The organism is Tangfeifania diversioriginum, from assembly GCF_900141875.1.
Taxonomy (GTDB): domain Bacteria; phylum Bacteroidota; class Bacteroidia; order Bacteroidales; family Prolixibacteraceae; genus Tangfeifania; species Tangfeifania diversioriginum.
Genome location: NZ_FQZE01000024.1, coordinates 1 through 18931, shown reverse-complemented (window position 1 = coordinate 18931; position 18931 = coordinate 1). Strand labels below are relative to the sequence as shown.

17 protein-coding genes are annotated in these 18931 nt (G+C 40.8%); 12 read left to right on the top strand and 5 right to left on the bottom strand.

Going from position 1 to position 18931, the window contains the following annotated elements; translation table 11 throughout:
- Nucleotides 1–40: 40 nt before the first annotated feature.
- A complete protein-coding gene (locus tag BUC07_RS14595) occupies nucleotides 41–1828 on the top strand; it encodes an ATP-binding protein (RefSeq protein ID WP_073171012.1) in 1788 nt (595 codons plus the stop codon).
- 3 nt (nucleotides 1829–1831) lie between these two features.
- Here BUC07_RS14595 and BUC07_RS14590 read toward each other — a convergent pair whose 3' ends face one another.
- Together BUC07_RS14590 and BUC07_RS14585 are read right to left on the bottom strand one after the other, a co-directional pair.
- Nucleotides 1832–2530 (bottom strand): hypothetical protein, encoded by a 699-nt coding sequence (locus BUC07_RS14590; protein WP_139279602.1) that lies wholly within the window; start codon nucleotides 2528–2530, stop codon nucleotides 1832–1834.
- Between the two features lie 105 nt (nucleotides 2531–2635).
- Nucleotides 2636–3280 carry a V-type ATPase subunit a family protein gene (locus BUC07_RS14585; RefSeq protein WP_073171009.1) on the bottom strand — a complete coding sequence of 215 codons (645 nt, stop codon included), beginning with the start codon at nucleotides 3278–3280 and terminating at the stop codon, nucleotides 2636–2638.
- Between the two features lie 269 nt (nucleotides 3281–3549).
- Here BUC07_RS14585 and BUC07_RS14580 point away from each other — a divergent pair, with 269 nt between their 5' ends.
- Nucleotides 3550–3846 carry a hypothetical protein gene (locus tag BUC07_RS14580; protein ID WP_073171006.1) on the top strand — a complete coding sequence of 99 codons (297 nt, stop codon included), beginning with the start codon at nucleotides 3550–3552 and terminating at the stop codon, nucleotides 3844–3846.
- A gap of 45 nt (nucleotides 3847–3891) precedes the next feature.
- Here BUC07_RS14580 and BUC07_RS14575 read toward each other — a convergent pair whose 3' ends face one another.
- Complete coding sequence (locus BUC07_RS14575; RefSeq protein WP_083578277.1) at nucleotides 3892–4338, bottom strand: YrdB family protein; 447 nt, start codon at nucleotides 4336–4338, stop codon at nucleotides 3892–3894.
- An 81-nt stretch (nucleotides 4339–4419) separates the two neighbouring features.
- On the opposite strand from BUC07_RS14575, the gene BUC07_RS14570 reads away from it, so the two are divergent.
- Nucleotides 4420–5223, top strand: a complete 804-nt coding sequence (locus BUC07_RS14570; protein ID WP_073171003.1) for an SDR family NAD(P)-dependent oxidoreductase — start codon at nucleotides 4420–4422, stop codon at nucleotides 5221–5223.
- A gap of 33 nt (nucleotides 5224–5256) precedes the next feature.
- Here the strand turns inward: BUC07_RS14570 and BUC07_RS14565 are convergent, their stop codons facing one another.
- On the bottom strand, nucleotides 5257–6330 hold the full coding sequence (locus BUC07_RS14565; RefSeq protein ID WP_073171000.1) for a fatty acid desaturase family protein: 1074 nt from the start codon (nucleotides 6328–6330) through the stop codon (nucleotides 5257–5259).
- A 571-nt stretch (nucleotides 6331–6901) separates the two neighbouring features.
- On the opposite strand from BUC07_RS14565, the gene BUC07_RS14560 reads away from it, so the two are divergent.
- The 7 genes from BUC07_RS14560 to BUC07_RS14515 all read left to right on the top strand — a co-directional run bounded on the left by BUC07_RS14560 (nucleotide 6902) and on the right by BUC07_RS14515 (nucleotide 15857).
- A complete protein-coding gene (locus tag BUC07_RS14560) occupies nucleotides 6902–7813 on the top strand; it encodes a DMT family transporter (RefSeq protein WP_073170997.1) in 912 nt (303 codons plus the stop codon).
- 128 nt (nucleotides 7814–7941) lie between these two features.
- Nucleotides 7942–8622, top strand: a complete 681-nt coding sequence (locus tag BUC07_RS14555; protein ID WP_073170995.1) for a hypothetical protein — start codon at nucleotides 7942–7944, stop codon at nucleotides 8620–8622.
- 484 nt (nucleotides 8623–9106) lie between these two features.
- Complete coding sequence (locus BUC07_RS14550; RefSeq protein WP_073170992.1) at nucleotides 9107–10645, top strand: acyl-CoA dehydrogenase family protein; 1539 nt, start codon at nucleotides 9107–9109, stop codon at nucleotides 10643–10645.
- Nucleotides 10646–11244: 599 nt separating this feature from the next.
- A complete protein-coding gene (locus BUC07_RS14540) occupies nucleotides 11245–11619 on the top strand; it encodes a SpaA isopeptide-forming pilin-related protein (RefSeq protein WP_073170987.1) in 375 nt (124 codons plus the stop codon).
- A 132-nt stretch (nucleotides 11620–11751) separates the two neighbouring features.
- Nucleotides 11752–13524, top strand: coding sequence for a hypothetical protein (locus BUC07_RS14535; protein WP_073170985.1), 1773 nt, complete (start codon nucleotides 11752–11754; stop codon nucleotides 13522–13524).
- Between the two features lie 743 nt (nucleotides 13525–14267).
- Nucleotides 14268–14660 (top strand): endonuclease domain-containing protein, encoded by a 393-nt coding sequence (locus tag BUC07_RS14525; RefSeq protein WP_073170979.1) that lies wholly within the window; start codon nucleotides 14268–14270, stop codon nucleotides 14658–14660.
- Between the two features lie 579 nt (nucleotides 14661–15239).
- Nucleotides 15240–15857, top strand: a complete 618-nt coding sequence (locus tag BUC07_RS14515) for a porin family protein (protein WP_073170974.1) — start codon at nucleotides 15240–15242, stop codon at nucleotides 15855–15857.
- A gap of 60 nt (nucleotides 15858–15917) precedes the next feature.
- Here BUC07_RS14515 and BUC07_RS14510 read toward each other — a convergent pair whose 3' ends face one another.
- On the bottom strand, nucleotides 15918–16235 hold the full coding sequence (locus BUC07_RS14510; RefSeq protein ID WP_073170971.1) for a hypothetical protein: 318 nt from the start codon (nucleotides 16233–16235) through the stop codon (nucleotides 15918–15920).
- A 136-nt stretch (nucleotides 16236–16371) separates the two neighbouring features.
- On the opposite strand from BUC07_RS14510, the gene BUC07_RS14505 reads away from it, so the two are divergent.
- Together BUC07_RS14505 and BUC07_RS14500 are read left to right on the top strand one after the other, a co-directional pair.
- Nucleotides 16372–17157 carry an HNH endonuclease gene (locus tag BUC07_RS14505; RefSeq protein WP_073170968.1) on the top strand — a complete coding sequence of 262 codons (786 nt, stop codon included), beginning with the start codon at nucleotides 16372–16374 and terminating at the stop codon, nucleotides 17155–17157.
- Between the two features lie 12 nt (nucleotides 17158–17169).
- Entirely contained in the window at nucleotides 17170–18861 is a 1692-nt protein-coding gene (locus BUC07_RS14500; RefSeq protein WP_073170965.1) for an ATP-dependent nuclease, read from the top strand.
- The last annotated feature ends 70 nt before the right edge of the window (nucleotides 18862–18931 follow it).

Below are 18931 nucleotides of genomic sequence, written 5' to 3'. Positions count from 1 at the left end.
GCCATTTTACAAGAATATACAATTAAATCATTTGCAGCAGATGAAATTTTACAAACAAATAAAAACCCTTGCCACGTTAATTCCCTATCCTGAGCTGGAAAAGGCACAATCTTTTGTTGAATGGAAGAACAGGTTGCTTTTTGTTACCCTTACCGGGCTTGCAATAATTGGTTTTATAGCCTACATTCCCAGCGTAATTCTATCGGTTAAAGAACAGTTGTGGGCTGTTGTAGCTGTTGATACAATAGCTTACCTGATTTTGCTTATTGTAATTTTCTCGAAAAAAATTTCTGCTGAATCAAAAGTTAAAGCCTGTTTAATAACCTTTTACATTCTTGGTGTGGCTATTTTAGTGCTCCTGGGAAAAGAAGGAGCCGGGTTTAACTGGCTTTTTGTATTTCCCATTTTATCAAGTTTCTTTTACGGAGATCGCGGATTTATTGGATCTGCACTGATTAATATTGTTACCCTTTCGGTTTTAACTATTCCGGTTTATTTTGGTTACGGGGAAATTGCACAGTACGATACCGGTGGCTGGGTTGTTAATTCCATTAATTTTATTGCCATCACTTCTTTCATCTCCTTTTCATTAATGATTGTTATTTCCAACATTGATAAATCGCTGAAAAAGCAAAAAAAGATGACCCGGCTTTTACGGGAAAACAAGGAAAAACTTGCAATTGAGAAAAACCGGGCAGAGGAATCGGACAAACTAAAGTCAGCATTTCTTGCAAATATGAGCCATGAAATCAGAACACCGCTCAATGCAATCCTCGGCTTTTCCGACTTGCTTGCAAACAAAAACCTGTCACCCGAAAAATTTAACCACTACAATTCGTTAATCAGTATGGCGGGTGATCAACTGACCAGAATTATAGAAGACATTATCGACATTTCCAAAATTGAACTCAATCAAATCAGTTTCGATATTGGCCCGGTACAAATCTATGATGTAATGCAGGAAATTGTCGAAACCCAGGAAAACAAAATCAAATCACTCAAAAAAGATATTCGCATTGATTTTCAGGTTGATAAAAAAATTGAAAATCTGGTAATCGAAACAGATGTAACACGGTTTAAGCAAATCCTGAATAACCTTATTGGAAATGCTGTAAAATATACCGATTCAGGCAAAATTGAAACAGGATATATACTCAAAAAAGAAGATGATAGCCATGTTGTTGATTTTTTCATAAAAGATACCGGGCGTGGTATTCCCGAGGAAGCCCATGAACTGATTTTCGACCGTTTCTCGCAGGCTGAAAATGTTGGATTCCAGGAAGGCACAGGGTTGGGGCTTAGCATTACCAAAGGACTACTGGAAATGCTGGGTGGTAAAATCAGATTCACATCGGAGCTGAACAGAGGAAGTAATTTTTATTTCACATTGCCCCTACCAATGGATTCGGAAAGCATATTCCCTGCCCGTAAGAAAGAAACAAAAATATTTGATCTGCCACAGTTTAACGACAAAACCTTTTTCATTGCCGAAGATGACAATAACTCCTTTTATTATGTCTCGGAAATTTTACAACCAACCGGCGCCAGGCTGAGGAAAGCAACCACCGGGAAGGAACTCATTCAACTACTTGCAGAAGAAATTCCCGACCTGATTTTGCTCGATATAAACATGCCTGAAATGAACGGACTTGAAGCCATGAAAATCATTCACAAAATCTATCCCCGGCTGCCGGTATTGGCACAAACTGCCTATGCCATGGAAAATGAACGCAATAAATGCTTTGAATACGGTTGCTGCGGTTACATTGCCAAACCGTTCAGAAAAGAAGAATTGTTAAATGCCATACAGCAAGCCTTAAAACACTAAAAATCAATACAATTCTATCAGTAATTTATTATAGAAAATGGTTGTGGTGGCCTCAAACCCGGAATCGGTTCCGGCTATGAGCCAAAGTTCCCCGTTGGCATCGGAAGTTACTGAAAAACGGTTTTCATTGGATACGGTTTTCAGGGTGTAATCGTCGCTGTCGGTGTCATTGGAGAAATCGCCAACCACCACCATCTCGGCACCGCCCTGGCTCTGGCCGCCTTTGTCAATGTTCATGCGGTAGTAATTCATGTTGTCTTCTTCCGTGTCCGGTTCTGTTAAGGTGGCACCCGCTTTCACAAAAACCGACTCCCCGGGACTGCCGCCCACTCCAAACAAGCCGTCGGGCACATTCGATGCGAACTCCACATAAAACGTGGCGTAATAAGTGGTATTGGGTTCCAATCCGCTGATTTTCCGTTTAATGAACATAAACAGGTCGTCGCTTTTGTTTAAGCCTGACAGGCGCAGTGCACCCTCGGTTTCATCAAGCGGAGCAGGAAGCGTGGTGTGCTCAAACTCCAGTTCGTACGATTCAGCTTCGCCCACGGGGTAGTCAGCAAAATCGCCGGTCCATCCTTCAGCATCCGATGTAAATTCAAAACTGTATTCAACCCGCTCCACGTCTCGCTTGTCATTGCAAGAAATAATTCCTGCCATCAATACGGCAACTGCCATCCACTTCATTTTCATTGTTTTCATCCTCTTTCTGTTTTCAGTTTGTTTTTGCAACATAATTGCTCCTTTTTTCTGATTACAGAACAGATGCAAAAGTGTTCAGTTGAGTTGCCCGGGAAGGAAAAATTTTTACCTGTTCTTCAGTTTCATCCGGGCGTGGTGCAGTTCAGTATTTATTTTAGTGTAGCGGTCGAGTGCACTTTTTTTATGCGTTTCAAACTCTTCTTTCAAATCATCGTAATCCTTTTTGGATCTGGCGGTGACGCTGTGGCTGCGTTTGTAAAGCATAAATAAAAACCCCAGCAATGCCAGCAAAGCCAGAATAATTACGGTCATGGTAAGCGTGTAAGCACCTTTCCCCACATTCAGGCCCAAAACGCTGATTGAGTTTCGGTTTTCAATACTGGTTTCCAGCTCGCTCCGCGTATCTTCCAAATTCCGGTTGATTTGGGCCAGTTCCTCTTCCAGCGAATTTATCCGGTCCGCCTGGGTGGCAATTTCATTTTCAAGCTCAGCAACCGTATCATTCAGGGCATTAAAAAAGGCATTTATTTGTGACGGGGTCATAAAATATTTCCCGTCCCAAAAATTGACATTCTCTTTAAAAACCTCAAATTGCTGTTCCATGTTTGGTTCACTCTTCCAGGCATTAATGTCTTTTTGGGCAAATGCCGCAACCGACAAGCATACCAGTAAAACCGGCAAAATAAAAATTCGCTTCATCCTTGTAAAATCTTCAGGTTTGTAAAATATGAAATTACGTTTGGCTCTCATCTGTTTAAAATTCTGTTAAACAAGTTACGAATAAAAATGATTTTAGTTCTGGTCAGCAGGCTACAATCAACCCAACCTGCGATTGCTTCACAATTTTATTGCGTACTCACAAAAGCAAACCAATAATACGAAAAAATATTGCATCAACCATTTTTACAAATTCAATTCTGCAAGGTTTATTGGGTTGCCAGCTTACAAACTGAAAGCTTTTGCTTCCTCCGGGTTATTCATTACCTTTGAATGAGGTTAACATTAGCAGAAAATTGCACATGAATCAAAATAAAAACAACGAGCCGGAAAAGAAAAAGGAAACAGCTAAAGAGAAAACCGACGAGTGGATTGACAAAGCCAATGATTACATTGACGAAGCCGCAGACAAAATTCACGAGAGCAAAACCTACAAAAAAGCCGACAAATCAGTTGAAGAAGCCACAAAAAAACTTTTCCGCGGCGCCGGAAAATTGTGGGGCAAATCGGAACGATATTTTAAGAAGAAGTCGGAAGATCGGAGTACAAAGTCCGAAGACGGAAGTGGGAAGCACGAAGCTGGGGACGATAAGAAATAAAAATGATTCGTTTCACTGGTTCCAAAATGGCAGTTGTTCTCAATTTTATTTAAGCATCCAAATCACCCGGTCGTAGGAAGATACATAATGAATCGGGACCAGAACTGAAATTGCAAGCCCCGCGATGTTGAACCCCAAATCGAAAAGTGCCAGTGCAGCCAGCCCAAAAAACAGGATTTCCAAAATCAAACGGACGACTCCATTGGTTGGAATAACCGTTTTCCCTGAGCGACCGGGATCGTTTTTCACTGCAAACACTCCCCAAACAGTGGCAAAAAACACGGGCAAACCGATTGCCAGTAAAATCCCCCACCAGCCCGAAGCTGCTTTCCATCCCCACACCGCAAAAGCTGCCAGTGCAGCAATTTCCAGCAGAAAACGCAATGCCAGATTTAAAGGATGTTTATTCATTGATTCATTCTGAATGATTTCTTTGAAAACAACAGAAAATGTGGAATGTTTTTCAGCTACTGTCACCGTTAAACTATTCATCTCCAAAAATGTTTTAATTCACAGAGCCAGCAACAAATCCTGCAAATAAAAATCATTTATCATCAACCAAAAATTACCACAATGGAAATTAAAAATAAAATAATTGCTGTTACCGGTGCCGGAAGCGGCATGGGACGTGAGTTGACCATTCAACTGCTACAAAAAGGAGCCAAAGTAGCTATGGCCGATATTAACGAAGAAAATTTAAATGAAACAGAAAGTATCGTTGGAGCGAAAAACGTTTCGAAACACGTGCTGAATATTGCCGACCGTGAAAGTGTTGAAAAATTTCCGGCGGAGGTTATGCAGCACCACGGTTCGGTTGACGGAATCATCAACAATGCAGGAATCATCCAGCCGTTTATCGATGTAAGCGAACTGGATTACAGCACCATTGAACGGCTTGTCAATGTCAATTTTTACGGAACCGTGTACATGACAAAAGCGTTTCTGCCTCATCTTTTAAAACGCCCCGTGGCACATATTGCCAACGTATCGAGCATGGGCGGCTTTATCCCGTTTCCCGGGCAGGCGCTTTACAGTGCATCGAAGGCGGCCGTAAAAATTTTCACCGAAGGGCTGTATTCCGAACTCAAAGATACCAACGTTGGTGTTACCATTATTTTTCCGGGAGCCATCAACACCAACATCATGTCAAATTCGGGGGTAGAAAGATCGGATGCTCAGCAAGAAGGGGAAGACAGCGGCTCGGCTAAAACCCTCCCGGCCGACAAGGCTGCAGCCATCATGATAAAAGCCATCGAAAAAAACAAGTTCCGCGTTACCGTGGGCAGAGACGCGCGGATGTTGGATATTTTTTACCGGCTGAGTCCCAAAAGGGCAGTTGACATGATTGTTAAGCAGATGGGAAATAGGAAACATTAATTGTTTTTGAAAGTCGCTTTTTCGGAACTGACTTCAGGCCCTCCCCAGCATTTTGAGCATCCGGGCATGCTGCCACACTGCTCCCAGAAAAGTACGGGTTTCATGGTAGGGCAATTCAAATTCTTTGGCCTTCTTTTGAACAATAGCAGAAATTTTCGGATAATGAATGTGGCTGATATTGGGAAACAAATGATGTTCAACCTGGTAATTCAGCCCGCCTATCAACCATGAAAAGATCCGGCTTTTCGGGGCAAAATTACAGGTGGTGTATAACTGATGTGCCGCCCAGTTGTTGTTCAATTCGCCGTTTTCATCCGGCATCGGATACTCAGAAGTAGGCACTACATGTGCTGTTTGGAAAATGCTCGCCAAAACCAACCCCGCTGTAAAGTGCATCAGCAGAAAACCGGCAACAATCCAGTACCAGGCAACCGGTATGGTGAGCAACGGAACAACCAGAAAAATGGCGTAGTACGCAATTTTTGAAATGATTAATTCCGTCATCAAACTGCGGTATGTGCGCTTGCCGCTCAACCTAACGCCATTATTTTTGTATTTTTTAAACCTGCTGAAATCTTTAGAAATAATCCACGAAATAGTCATTAAACTATATAAAATCCAGGCATACAAATGCTGGTAGCGGTGTATTTTTTTCAGCGGACGGTGGGGCGACAATCGCAAAACTTCAGGCGGGGCGATATCTTCATCGTGTCCTTCCACGTTGGTGTAGCCATGGTGCAGCGTGTTGTGCTGGTAGCGCCAGTTGGGAGGAAAACCGCCCAGCAGGTACATTGAATTACCAAACAGCTTGTTAACCCGTTTTTGTTTTGAAAAAGAGCCGTGGTTGGCATCGTGCATAGTAGCCATGCCCACGCCCGACTTGCCCAGTCCCATCACCAGCCAGCAGGCCAGCACGGCCCACACCGAAGTAAAAACTCCGGCAATCATCAGAACCAGCGGTGCCAGGTAAACAATGCCCATAAAAACGGTTTTCACAATTATTCGTTTGTTTCCGTACGGTTCAATATTGTTGTCTTTAAAATAGTCGTTAACTGAAGTCCTTAACTCGGTTAAGAAATCAATTTTATTTTTTGAATATCTAATCATACTTTCCTTTATTATTCTTTTCGCAAATTCCTTTTTTTACGTAAACCCCGGCGAAAAATGTTGTTAACTTTTAGCCCCGAAGTACGATTACTCAAACATAAAGCCTGACAGAAGGTTTACCAGCCCCGGATTTTATCCCAAACCCGGTGGCACCAACAGCTGCAGAACATAAACGTAAAATGTAAATCTAATTGAATAAAACAAAAGGGATAAATTTGTCTGTATTTGGTTTTAATACCCCTTCAAAAATACAGACAACCTTGATTGGTGACGAATGCCATTCATCACATCTTATTTTTTAAAAGTAAATACTGAAAGGCTTCAGAATATTGTTTAAATCGCTGAAGCGACCGGTGGCAGTGCATCAAAGTCCTACCCCACGGAAATATTTTCGTGGCAGGGCCCCTAATCTCCCTCTGACACAAAAATCAAAACGGTTCAGGGCATTCAACAGGCCTGCCATTTAACATGCAAGAATTTTGGCCACTACTGAACATCCTGCACATTCATATCCATTTTGAAAATTCTGAAAAGTTATTCAACTTTATAATTAAAATTGACAAGCCGGTAAATGAAAATCATTACATCCATACCATCCGGAAAGCAAAAAAATCTGTTTTTGGCCATCGGATTTGTATTGTTCTGGAACTCGGGATTTATTGGCGCAGAATACGGATTACCCTACACCGGGCCGTTCACCCTTGTATTCTGGCGATACCTGGCCCTCACCATTCTTATCTTTTTATACCTGTTGATAAAAAAACGCTTCCGGCGAATTAACCGCCCTGTGATAGCGTATAATATGCTGGTTGGATTTCTCGCTCATGGTATCTGGCTGAGTTGTGTGCTTTTAGCGCTGGAGCAGGATGTTCCTGCCGGCATTATTGCCCTGGTAGTTGCACTGCAGCCGTTAGCCACCGGTGCATTTTCGGGAATTGTTGTGGGGGAACCAACTCCGGTTTACCGGTGGCTGGGTTTAATAATCGGATTTGGAGGTGTGGCCATTACTGTACTTTCCCGGATTGATTTTAATACGCCGGAATCTGTGTTCGGCTATTTAATCCCCCTGGGTTCGGTAATTGCCATCACCGTGGCCACATTGATACAACGGAAAATGGATATTATAAATACAAACTACCGGTTGCCACTGGATCTTACACTCTTTTACCAGAGCCTCGCCACAATGGCAGTACTGGCAATACCCGCCATTTTTGCTGAAAAACTGGCGACCCAATGGGAACCCGAATTCATTTTCACCATGATTTGGCTTACGGTTGGCGTGTCGTTAGTGGCATACGCATTAATGTGGCGTTTAGTTGAACGATTAGATGCCACCCGGGTAGCCAGCCTGTTTTATCTGGGACCGCCGGTTACCATGCTGATGGCATGGATTGCATTTGGGGATACACTTCAAATTATGGACATAACCGGCCTGGCAGTGGTTTTTGCAGGGGTAATGCTCACGCTCATAAAAATGAAGTGAAAAACACGAAACCCAGTGAGTAGCACAAACATGTAGGGACAGATGTAACTCTTTGGTGGTGGGGGTCAATAAAAATGAAACATTTATCCATTCCGGAAGTTAGATAAGTAGAAACCAAAAATTTTAGTATGAAGTATTTAGTGAAAATTAATGATGTAAAAACGACCGACAGGCTGGAAGAAGCCTGGAATAACGATGATTTTAAAGAGTTGCTGGTACGATTTGAATTCCCGGATGCGGACCAGGTAAAACCGGCAGAATTGAAGGAATACCTTTTTATGGCCATTTCCGACTTTGAACCCAACGAGGCGGCGGCTGTTCTGCTCGACTACAAACTTTCGGATGTATTAAACGAAGGACAGATTGATAATCTTTCGCACGAAATGCTGCGGGCAAAAGTTGCTGAAACTTATACTGACATCCAGCTTCACCAGGACTTATTCAACATCAACCAGTTGCTTTACGAAGCCTACAACGGAAAATTCCCCCATTTAAATATAAACATTTTGGAGTTTGAACTAAAAGATGAACACAATGCCCCGGTGGAATTAACAAAGGAAAACGCGTTAAAAGCACTGAGCTGCGGTCTTTCTGAGAACAATTTACTCAACCGGCTATTCGGCGACCAGCTGGAGGGCAAGGCACCGTTTCCCGAGGCCGAAGGCATTGTGTGGGACCTTCAAAACAAGGGCAACAATGCCTTTTCAATGACAATTTCAGAAAAATGGCTTACACAGGACGAAATTACAAAACCGGAATATGAATGTACGGTGGAGCCGTTTGAAGAGAATGGGGAAGAAGAAGGATAAGCAGCCGGGAGCCTGCTGAAAAAGGCTGGCACAATAAATTTGAGTATTTTAAAAACCACCCCCATCCGGCCTACCAGGATACCCTGGCCGGATGCCCCCTCCTTTATACCCCTTTGGTCATCCGACCCACATTCCTTACGCAGACCATTTCCCCTAAATGGGAAAAAGATATGGTATAAATGAATTTTCTGGAGGGGAATTTTCGTATTCCAATATTTTATTTTGTATTCCAAATATTCTGCGTCGCACGAATTTCTCCTCCCGAAGAGGAGCCTGCCCGGCAGCGCAGTCAGACGGGGAGTACTTCGCTTTAGCAGAGCGAGGTGGTTCTTAAAATTGCTAATCAGAAATTTTCTTCTCCCCAAACTTCTTTTAATACCTGAAACATCCATCTGGTAAAACCTCAAAACATTCCCACTGTCGGGATTGTTTTAGAGCCAACAGAAATATAAATTTTGATATTGCTTTTATAAATAAATAGTTAATGAGTAGTTTTAATGATAATCCGGTTGTTAATGTTCTTAAAGAAGTAACACCGTTTTCCACTTTCCTCGAAACTTTGAAATCGAAAATACAAGAAGTTTTTAATGACCGGGAAACTCATGACAGGCTAAGCCTTCAACGTGACATACCTGCTTCATCATTGCGGGAAATCATGTCGGGAAATCCCCTTTCGGTAGGCATTCCCCGTGAGTTTGGAGGCAGAGGAGGTTTCATGCACGAAAATATCGCGTTACTTTCAATGGCTTCCTACGAGTCGTTGCCATTATCCCTTACATTGGGCATCAATACAGCTCTTTTTTTACAGCCGGTTGCCAAATATGCGCCAACTGAAGTAAAGGAAAGCGTATTTAAAAGGTTTCTTGAAGAAAAAAGCATGGGAGGGCTGATGATAACAGAACCCGGCTTTGGAAGTGATGCGCTTAATATGCAAACCTCCTATACAGCTGCTGAAGGTAATTATCACATAAAAGGGAAAAAGCATTGGGCAGGGCTTTCAGGCATGGCTGATTTCTGGCTTTTGACTGCCCGGGGAAAAAACAAGAATGGCGATTTGCAGCGTGATATTGATTTTTTCGTTTGTGATGCGCAGGAACCAGGGCAGGAAATTGTTGTGGAAGAGTATTTTAATAATCTGGGGCTGTATATGATTCCTTACGGCAGAAACCACATCGACGTTAAGGTGCCTGCAACCCATCGCCTGCAGCCTCAAACAACCGGAATAAAAATGATGCTGGACTTGTTACACCGGAGCCGCATGACTTTTCCGGGCCTGGGCATGGGATTCATTAAACGCATGCTTGATGAAGCCATTTCTCATTGTAAAGAACGGTTTGTTGGTGGTAAAAGCCTGTTTGAATATGATCAGGTACAACATCGTTTATCGAAACTTCAGGCAGCGTTTACCATAAGTTCAGCCATGTGTGCCAACAGCAGCAAAAAGGCAGGAATAGAAAACAATCTCACTGCCCACGGACTTGAAGCAAATTCTGTTAAAAGCGTGATTACTGACCTGATGCACGATGCAGCCCAGTCGTTGCTCCAGCTTATAGGGGCAAAGGCTTATCAGTTAAATCATATTGCCGGACGTGGCACAGTTGACAGCAGACCCTTTCAGATATTCGAAGGTTCCAACGATATCCTTTACGCCCAGATTTCCGAAAGCTTGTTAAAGCTCATGAAACGGAGTAAAGAAAACAACCTTTTTCGGTTCTTTAAAGATTTTGATCTGACAAAACGTGCGTCAGAATATATCAAAGACCTGGTAAATTTCAACCTCAATTTTGAAATGCCTCAGCGAAAAATGGTTGAGATGGGTAAAATTACCGGCAGAATTATCTCCTTAAACCAGGTGCTGAATATCACTGACCAGGGGTTCAGAAGGGATATTGCAGAAAACAGTATTCATGTATTGCAACAGGAAATTTCAAAATTAGTGGCCGCACTGTCTGATAAATCGCAAACAAAAGTTGTAGAAGAATACGAAGAAAACAGCTCGTGGTTAAATTTTGTACCCCGTTAATTTGCAATGTGCTTTAGTAACACGAAATTCAACTGGCCAGCTATTTCTGTGCTGACCAGAAGCCTGCCCGACAGCGCAGTCAGACGGGGAGTACTCCGCTTCTGGCGGAGGGAGGTGGCTCCTATATAGAAATTTATTTCCTCTGTATTCAAACCTGAAATAGATTTTTCAATCTTTTTTTTAGCCGACATTCATGACATAGAAAAAAGAATAAAGACAACAGTGATACTGCTGAATAACAACGTCCTGCTACATTTCCGGGTGCCCTGTTTGTTTTTAACCCTCCCTGTACCATTTTTGGACTTTCCTGTTAAACAGGACAGCAAAAAAGTTAACAGGATTCAATAAAAATGTAACAGGGCAATAAATAACCTAACAGAACAGCAAAAAAAACTACAGAAAATCATAAAAATGCTACAGAACAGCAAAAAAGCTTACAGGAGAATGTCCTTTCCTAAAATAGCCATATAAAATTGAAAACATAAATTTTTACCTTTCACCCCATAGCACTTATGATAAATGCTGTTGTTTTTTTTATGCGATTTAATAGTTTTGTGCGATAAACACAAAATCAATGTATAAACCAAAAACTAGTCTTTATGATTCAAAAAATCTACCTCATCCTGGTGTGTGTGGCGCTCACGTTCCAGGCTTGCGAAAAAACAGAGTATGTAAAAGCCGATCCTCAACTTGAATTTACGGTAGTGCGCGACAACATGGTCTTTGTTGAAGGGGCAACCGTTTCACTCTTCAGTAACCAGCAGGACTGGGAGTTGAAATCAAATGTTGTTCAGACACTTCAAACCGATTCGAAGGGACAGGCGATCTTCGAAAACCTTGGGGAGCAGAAATACTACTTTTTGGTAGAAAAGGATGAACTGAATAATCTGGCAGATATTGCTGCAACACACGAGCCGCTGAAAACCGGAAAAAGAGCGGAAGTGCTGGTGAAAATCATGAAAAATAATTTCTAAACCGCTTCAACAATCAAAATGAACTTTTTATGAAACGAACATGAATTTTTATTCTTCAAATTCACAAACAAGAAGAATTAAAATTCATCGAGAGTTACATCGGATACAAATGAAATAAACAATTTTAATGAGATGAAACGAATAAATATCCCGCTATCAACGCTTCTTTTTGTTCTATTCCTTTCAGTTGTGCCCACGTCCTGTCAAAAGGAAATCATTACGGAAGAACCGGAAGCCTATTACGATAAAGGCGAACGATTAAAAATAAGCAACAACCTGGTTATTTTAAACGACAGCGAACTGACACACTCCGGAGGTCAGCCCGGCGTTCTGTACGACGAATCGACGCAGATTTTAAAAATTGACGCAACCACTGTGGAAACGGAACTGGACACAGGCCTTGTTCTGCATATCGACCGGGAAGATGATGTGCTCCTGCGGCGGATTACCAACCTGGAAAAGTCAAACGGAGAGTACATCCTCGAAACCGGGAAAGGTTATATTACCGATGTTTTTGATGATGCCAATCTCACCTTCGACTTTAGTCCCGATTACAGTAATCAGCAGTTGCAAACCAAAAGCATCAGCACCTATACGGGAGATGAACTCAGCAAAGCACTGACCGATGAAAATAAAAGTATCCATCCGAGTGAAATTCGCATGACGGTTGGTGATACGGAACAACTGATTTTTTCCGTTGAAAAAAATATCCCTCTTGCTTCTGCCAAATCGGCCACAAAAAACAATAAAGTGGGATTTGAGCACCAGTTCAACACAAACAAGACAATCGTTTCGGCTGGTCCTCTTAAACTTGTACTCGAAGATTTTGGATTTTCGTGGTACTCCAACCTGAAGGCAAATTATCATACCGAAAAGAAATTCCACAAGTTTTGGGGACATAATATTTACCCGCCTTATTATTTAGCGGCCAAGCTGGATGTAACTGCAGAAGATATGGATATTGAAGCCTGGTTCGATGTGGCAGCCGTTGTGGAGGGAGAGGTTCCGTTGGTAAATGAAACCGACCCGCTGTTGCTGCCGGTACAGCTAACTTTCGAATTTCCTGTTGGCGCAGTCCCCGTTATGATTGGAGTTGAATTTGCACTGGATTTGGGGGTTGAGATTTCGGCAGAAGGAAAAGCCAAAGCATCAACAGGATACACGGTAAAGTACAACATTCCAAAATTAATGGTGGGAGGTTACATTTCGGAAGAAAACCTGCATTTTCATTCCGGTGTGAGGTATGATTACAAAGAAGGTGAAATTGTCGATCAACATATGCATCCCCTGAAACTGGAGGCTATGACAACGATAAAGCAGGTTTACACCTTAAAACCAACCATGGGCTTTAGTATTTACAGGGTGGCCGGCCCGGAGATCAATCTTGCCATTGGAGCCGAATACGATTTTGATGTGGGAGCAGGCGCAAGTTTCAGCCTCGACGATTCCGAAGCGCCTCAGGCATACATTGGCTGGGGCGGGAAGTTATCTTCCAAAATAGGTGCAGGCGGTGGAGTTTGGATCGATGCTTTTGGTGTACTGAATAAACACTGGGACATTCCTACACTTCCGCTGCTTCCAAACATTCCGATTTGGCACACTCCAAATTCGATGGAGAAAAAGGAAGACAATGACTTTGCCCATTCTGTAGTGGAACAGGGAAAAGAGGTGGAAGTAGAAGTGAAAGACAGCTGGTCGCTGCCCGCCCCGATGATGTTTGTAGAATGGGTATCAGAAGGTGGAGGTCACTGGGAACACCCGATTACCATGACAACCTTAGGTACCACAAAAAACAGGTGGATTCCCACCGAAACCGGTACTCATAACCCATATTGCTATGTAAAAAACGGAAAACTGAAAGAAGTTGGGAAGGTTACATTTACCACTACCACGGTTGCCGAGTAAACGTTTACGATAACAGGGAATAGTGATTTTCGGAGGAGTGGGTTCATCTACGATGAAGACAAGGTGGCTCTAAAATTATTGCTGCAAAAGGTTATGTGAGCCAGCCCGGCAAGCCGGTACTTTCTGTCACAAAAATAACCTCACCCTGTCCCGGCAAGCCGGGACTTTTCCCTCTCCAAAAATGGAGAGGGAAAGATCGCTCTGAACAACGTATTGATTAAAATACAACTGCACCATACCCGGTTTTTCTTTAACTTCAATCGAAGCCGAAGGCTGGGTTTTGGTTCCACCGCACACAACCTCTCCCTGTCCCGGCAAGCCGGGACTTTTCCCTCTCCAAAAATGGAGAGGGAAAGATCGCTCTGAACAACGTATTGATTAAAATACAACTGCACCATACCCGGTTTTTCTTTAACTTCAATCGAAGCCGAAGGCTGGGTTTTGGTTCCACCGCACACAACCTCTCCCTGTCCCGGCAAGCCGGGACTTTTCCCTCTCCAAAAACGGAGAGGGAAAGATCGCTCTGAACAACGTATTGATTAAAATACAACTGCACCACATCCAATTTTTCTTAACTTCAATCAAAGCCAGCAGCCCACCCCTCTCCGATACGGAGAGGGAAAGACATCGCCCGCGATGTCAGGGTGAGGTTGTGATTTCACGATGAGAAAATTAAGAATACCTGAACCAGCTAATGTTTAATTTTCTGATTTTGTTAATTTTGAAAAAAACATCTTTCATACATGCCACAAAAAAGCCAAATACCCGGAATACTGTTTAATGCTGCACCTGTTACAGTTGAAAAAGCCCAGAAGTTGAGACAAAAACTGACTCCTGCAGAAAAAATGCTCTGGGGATTCCTGCGGAACAGAAAATTCAAACACTTGAAATTCAGACGCCAACACCCTATCGACCAATACATTGTTGATTTTATCTGCATTGAAAAAAAGCTGGTAATTGAAGTTGATGGCGGAATCCATCAAAAACCAGAACAAATAGAACATGACCGGAAACGTACAGCAGATTTGGAAGACTACGGACTGAAAATAATTCGTTTTTCCAATGAAGAGATTTTGAATGATATTTTTAAGGTACTAAAAGAGATGGATACATATATTGAAGAAAATGAATTGTAGAAAAATATTAGAATTTCACACTTGTAATAACCTCACCCTGCCGCAACGTGCTGTGCCTCTCCAAAAACGGAGAGGCAGAAGATCGCTCTGAACAACGTATTGATTAAAATACAAACTGCAACCACACCCGGTTTTTCTTAACTTCAATCGGAGCCGGAGGCTGGGTTTTGGTTCCACCGCAACACAACCTCACCCTGTCCCGGCAAGCCGGGACTTTTCCCTCTCCAAAAACGGAGAGGGAGAGATCGCTCTGAACAACGTATTGATTAAAATACAACTGCACCATACCCAATTTTCTTCAATCAAAGCCAGCAGCCCACCCCTCTCCGATACGGAGAGGGAAAGACATCGCCTGCGATGTCAGGGTGAGGTTATGATTTCAGAGTGAGGTTACGGTATCAGCGTCAGGCACCAGACAACAACTATTCAAAAGGTACAATAACGGAAAAAATAAAATCGGGCAGTAGCAGGGTAATCTTATGATAAAATGTACGATCTGAGCACTCTTTTTTACAATTTGATAATTCTCATACGACCTAAACCTGTATTTTAGAGCGTTTTCTATAACAAAAAAAAATCATGATGAATTATTCATTTAAAACAATTTTAATAATTGGGTTTTCGGTCGCCTGTCTTTTGGCCACAGCACAGGAAAAAAATATTATTTTCGGTGTAAAAGGAGGTGTGAATATGGCCACTCTTCAGGACTCAAAAAATACTAAGAGCAAACCTGGACCAGTAGCAGGAATTACCGTTGATTACAATATCGAAGGTGATTTTTTTATATTGTCGGGGTTAGAGTATGTGGCAAAAGGAATTAAAGTTGATGGCGGTGAAGGTAATGGCGACAGAGTTAATTTAAATTACCTCCAATTACCAGTCCACATTGCTTACAAATACGAACTGTCACCAGATGTAAAACTTGTAGCTGGCATTGGCCCGTATTTGGCTTACGGTATAAGCGGGGAAATTAAATACAAAGCAATTGGAGACTATGAGGCTTATGAAGTGAAAGCCTTTGAAGATGGTGCATACAAGAGTTTTGATTTTGGGCTTGGTCTGGGAGCCGGCATCGAAGTAAGTCGTATAAATTTAAGAATCGGATATGATTATGGTCTGGCAAAAATTAATGATTTTCAATCGATTTCAGAATTGAAAAACAGTAGTATTGCTTTTACCGCAGGACTTAAATTCTAAGTTGATTTTCAGGCTCTTAAAACAATCAACCTACTCCGCTTTAGCGGAGGGAGGTGGTTCCTATAACTTCGGCCTTTTACTTATTCCGGCAATGAAATCTTCAACCGATGTTTCCGGTTTTGTTTCCGCGACGAATTCAATGCCATCAAATTCATACCACGAATAATCGTCGCAATACAGGTGAAACTCAAACTTTTCAATTCCGGATGCTTCGGGATAAAAAAATTCACCGCTAATCAGTTTTTCTACTATTCGGTTTTTAACTTCTTCCAACGATAAATTATTAGGATTTGCAAAATCCTGAAACCCGAAAGTTTTATAATTTCCCGAATCGCGATACAAATAATGAAATCGGATGTTGCCTGCCATTTTTTCCATCAAAGGAAGTTGAAAAAAGAAGAGTTGTCAACGGATTATGAGTAACATTGAAAACTTCATGGATTCAATTTTTAACAGTTAATTGCCTGTTGTTCAATTATGATTACTACATTTATACTTCTAAAATCTAAATTCTATGGCAACCTCAAATAGATTGCGTAAAAATTGGTCGGAGAAAGAATTAATTGCTGCTTTTAATTTATACTGCAAAATTTCTTTTGGTAGTATTCATCACCGAAATCCTAAAGTTATTGAATTGGCGAAATTGATTAATCGCAGTCCCAATGCAATGGCGTTAAAACTTTCCAATTTCGCCAGTTTCGATCCGGAATTACAAGCACGTGGAATAAGAGGGTTAAAAAATGCTTCTAAAAAAGATGCTGAAATTTTCGACCGGTTTTATGAAAATCGGGAAGATTTAGCCTTTGAAAGTGAAATCATCTTAGCCAATTTTGAAGAAAAAACGGTGGAAGAAAAACACAGAAAAGATTTACCCGATTTAGAAAGTTTGAAAGGTGAAGACAAACAACGCTACGTAAAAACGCGCGTTAACCAAAATTTTTTCCGAGCAATGATTTTAGCGAATTATGAAGGAAAATGCGCCCTCACTGGAATAGATATTTCGCAAATTTTGTTTGCCAGCCACATTATTCCTTGGAGTTTAGATCCCGAAAACCGACTTAATCCTACCAACGGAATTTGTCTGAGTGCTCATTTCGACACAGCTTTTGATAAAGGATTAATTTCTTTCGACAATGGTTACCGTGTGATCTTAAATCCCATTTTAGAAGAAAATCGATCCAAACCATTTTTCTACAACTGGTTCAAACAGTTTGAAGGATTAGAATTGAAACTGCCTTATAAAGCCAAACCGGGATTGGAGTTTTTGGAGTGGCATAGGAAAGAATATTTAAATCAATAAGACATTCAAATTATGTATTTAGCCGAACTTAAACTTTGGAATTTTAGAAAATATGGTAACAAAGACCATTTAAATAGTATTTCAACTGAAACCAAACCAGATTTAATTATTGAATTTAAACCGAATTTAAATGTATTAATAGGTGAGAATGATTCTGGAAAGACTTCTATTATTGATGCAATAAAGTATGTTTTGAATACAAAAAGTCTCGAATATTTTAGGCTTGAAGATAAAGACTTTTATGAATTTATTGATAAAAAATCAAATAAGAGGCAAAGAGCAATTGAACTTCGTATTGAGTGCAAATTCAAGGGATTTACTAATCGTGAAGGAGGTAGCTTTCTTGAATGGATTGGATTTGATAAAGATGGTAACTATGAATTAAGAGTTTGGCTAACAGCTTATCGTAAAGATAATAGGATTTTTTCGATAATCCGAGCCGGTCAAGACGAAGAGGGTATTCAATTAGAAGGTGAAGCTCGCGAGAATTTAAAAGTTACATATCTAAAACCTTTGAGAGATGCACTCTCTGAATTAACGCCAGGTTATAAATCAAGATTAGCAGATATTTTAGGTGGACATGACATTTTTAAAACTAAATATGAGAATGGAACTCATGAACGAAAAAAACATGAACTTGAAATAAAAGCAAAAGATGCAAATGATCTGATTCGAGATTATTTTAAAATAAAGGAACAAGATGAAAAAGATGGTGCACAGATAACCAAAGATATCTATGACCTTTTAAAAGCCTTATCATTTCAAAATTTCGCTAATAAACCAGCATTTGAATTGACTGATGAAGAAATAGCCGACATTCTTAAAACTTTAAAGCTTGTAAGTGATTCCAATAAGTCTGGTTTAGGGTCATTGAATAAGCTTTATATGGCGGCTGAGTTCTTATTGCTAAAACAATCAAAAGGACGCGATTTAAAACTGGCATTAATCGAAGAATTAGAAGCCCATTTACATCCACAAGCGCAGTTAAAAGTCATTGATGCGTTGCAAGGCAGCAACAAAATTACCGATGGACAATTAATCTTAACAACCCATAGCACTACTTTAGCTTCTAAGGTTAAACTTGACAATCTTATTCTTTGCCATAGAGATGATGTTTATCCTATGTTTAAGGGAAAAACAAAATTAGGCGAAGGAGATTATGAATTTTTAGAACGTTTCCTTGACGCAACTAAAGCAAATTTGTTCTTTGCTCGTGGAGTAATCATGGTTGAGGGTGATGCTGAAAATATTCTTGTTCCCACTATAGCTGAAATATTAGATAGACCTTTACAAAATTACGGTGTTTCATTAGTAAATGTATCAAATGCGTACTTTTTTAGATATGCTAGAATCTTTCAACGAAAAGATGACAAAAGCTTAAACATTCCTGTTGCTTGTATTTCTGATTTGGATGTAGAAATGAAAATTTACGAAGAGGAATTAATACCAAAAGCAGATGAAAATATCGAAGAGTTGAAAAGTGCTGCAAAAAAGAAAAAGAAATCATATCAAGATAAATCATCCAAAACTAAGATCTTTATATCACCTCTGTGGACATTAGAATTTGATCTTTTAAATTCAACAAATATCACAAGTAAGTTATTGCTGCAGTCAATACTCGAAGCGAAATTAATTAGAAATCGAAAAAAATATCGAGGACTAACAGCTGAAGATATTTCGGCATTGTTAAAAAAGTATAGCTAATTGATTGTTTCTTTTCATCATTAATAATTTTACTGAATGAATCAGCATGTATTTTGCTTTTGTATAGCAT

What these genes read in the sequence shown, in the direction of transcription:
- BUC07_RS14595 (WP_073171012.1), top strand. Translation starts at nt 41, where the DNA reads ATGAAATTTTACAAACAAATAAAAACCCTTGCCACGTTAATTCCCTAT.
- BUC07_RS14590 (WP_139279602.1), bottom strand. Translation starts at nt 2,530, where the DNA reads ATGAAAACAATGAAAATGAAGTGGATGGCAGTTGCCGTATTGATGGCA.
- BUC07_RS14585 (WP_073171009.1), bottom strand. Translation starts at nt 3,280, where the DNA reads ATGAGAGCCAAACGTAATTTCATATTTTACAAACCTGAAGATTTTACA.
- BUC07_RS14580 (WP_073171006.1), top strand. Translation starts at nt 3,550, where the DNA reads ATGAATCAAAATAAAAACAACGAGCCGGAAAAGAAAAAGGAAACAGCT.
- BUC07_RS14575 (WP_083578277.1), bottom strand. Translation starts at nt 4,338, where the DNA reads ATGAATAGTTTAACGGTGACAGTAGCTGAAAAACATTCCACATTTTCT.
- BUC07_RS14570 (WP_073171003.1), top strand. Translation starts at nt 4,420, where the DNA reads ATGGAAATTAAAAATAAAATAATTGCTGTTACCGGTGCCGGAAGCGGC.
- BUC07_RS14565 (WP_073171000.1), bottom strand. Translation starts at nt 6,330, where the DNA reads ATGATTAGATATTCAAAAAATAAAATTGATTTCTTAACCGAGTTAAGG.
- BUC07_RS14560 (WP_073170997.1), top strand. Translation starts at nt 6,902, where the DNA reads ATGAAAATCATTACATCCATACCATCCGGAAAGCAAAAAAATCTGTTT.
- BUC07_RS14555 (WP_073170995.1), top strand. Translation starts at nt 7,942, where the DNA reads ATGAAGTATTTAGTGAAAATTAATGATGTAAAAACGACCGACAGGCTG.
- BUC07_RS14550 (WP_073170992.1), top strand. Translation starts at nt 9,107, where the DNA reads ATGAGTAGTTTTAATGATAATCCGGTTGTTAATGTTCTTAAAGAAGTA.
- BUC07_RS14540 (WP_073170987.1), top strand. Translation starts at nt 11,245, where the DNA reads ATGATTCAAAAAATCTACCTCATCCTGGTGTGTGTGGCGCTCACGTTC.
- BUC07_RS14535 (WP_073170985.1), top strand. Translation starts at nt 11,752, where the DNA reads ATGAAACGAATAAATATCCCGCTATCAACGCTTCTTTTTGTTCTATTC.
- BUC07_RS14525 (WP_073170979.1), top strand. Translation starts at nt 14,268, where the DNA reads ATGCCACAAAAAAGCCAAATACCCGGAATACTGTTTAATGCTGCACCT.
- BUC07_RS14515 (WP_073170974.1), top strand. Translation starts at nt 15,240, where the DNA reads ATGATGAATTATTCATTTAAAACAATTTTAATAATTGGGTTTTCGGTC.
- BUC07_RS14510 (WP_073170971.1), bottom strand. Translation starts at nt 16,235, where the DNA reads ATGGAAAAAATGGCAGGCAACATCCGATTTCATTATTTGTATCGCGAT.
- BUC07_RS14505 (WP_073170968.1), top strand. Translation starts at nt 16,372, where the DNA reads ATGGCAACCTCAAATAGATTGCGTAAAAATTGGTCGGAGAAAGAATTA.
- BUC07_RS14500 (WP_073170965.1), top strand. Translation starts at nt 17,170, where the DNA reads ATGTATTTAGCCGAACTTAAACTTTGGAATTTTAGAAAATATGGTAAC.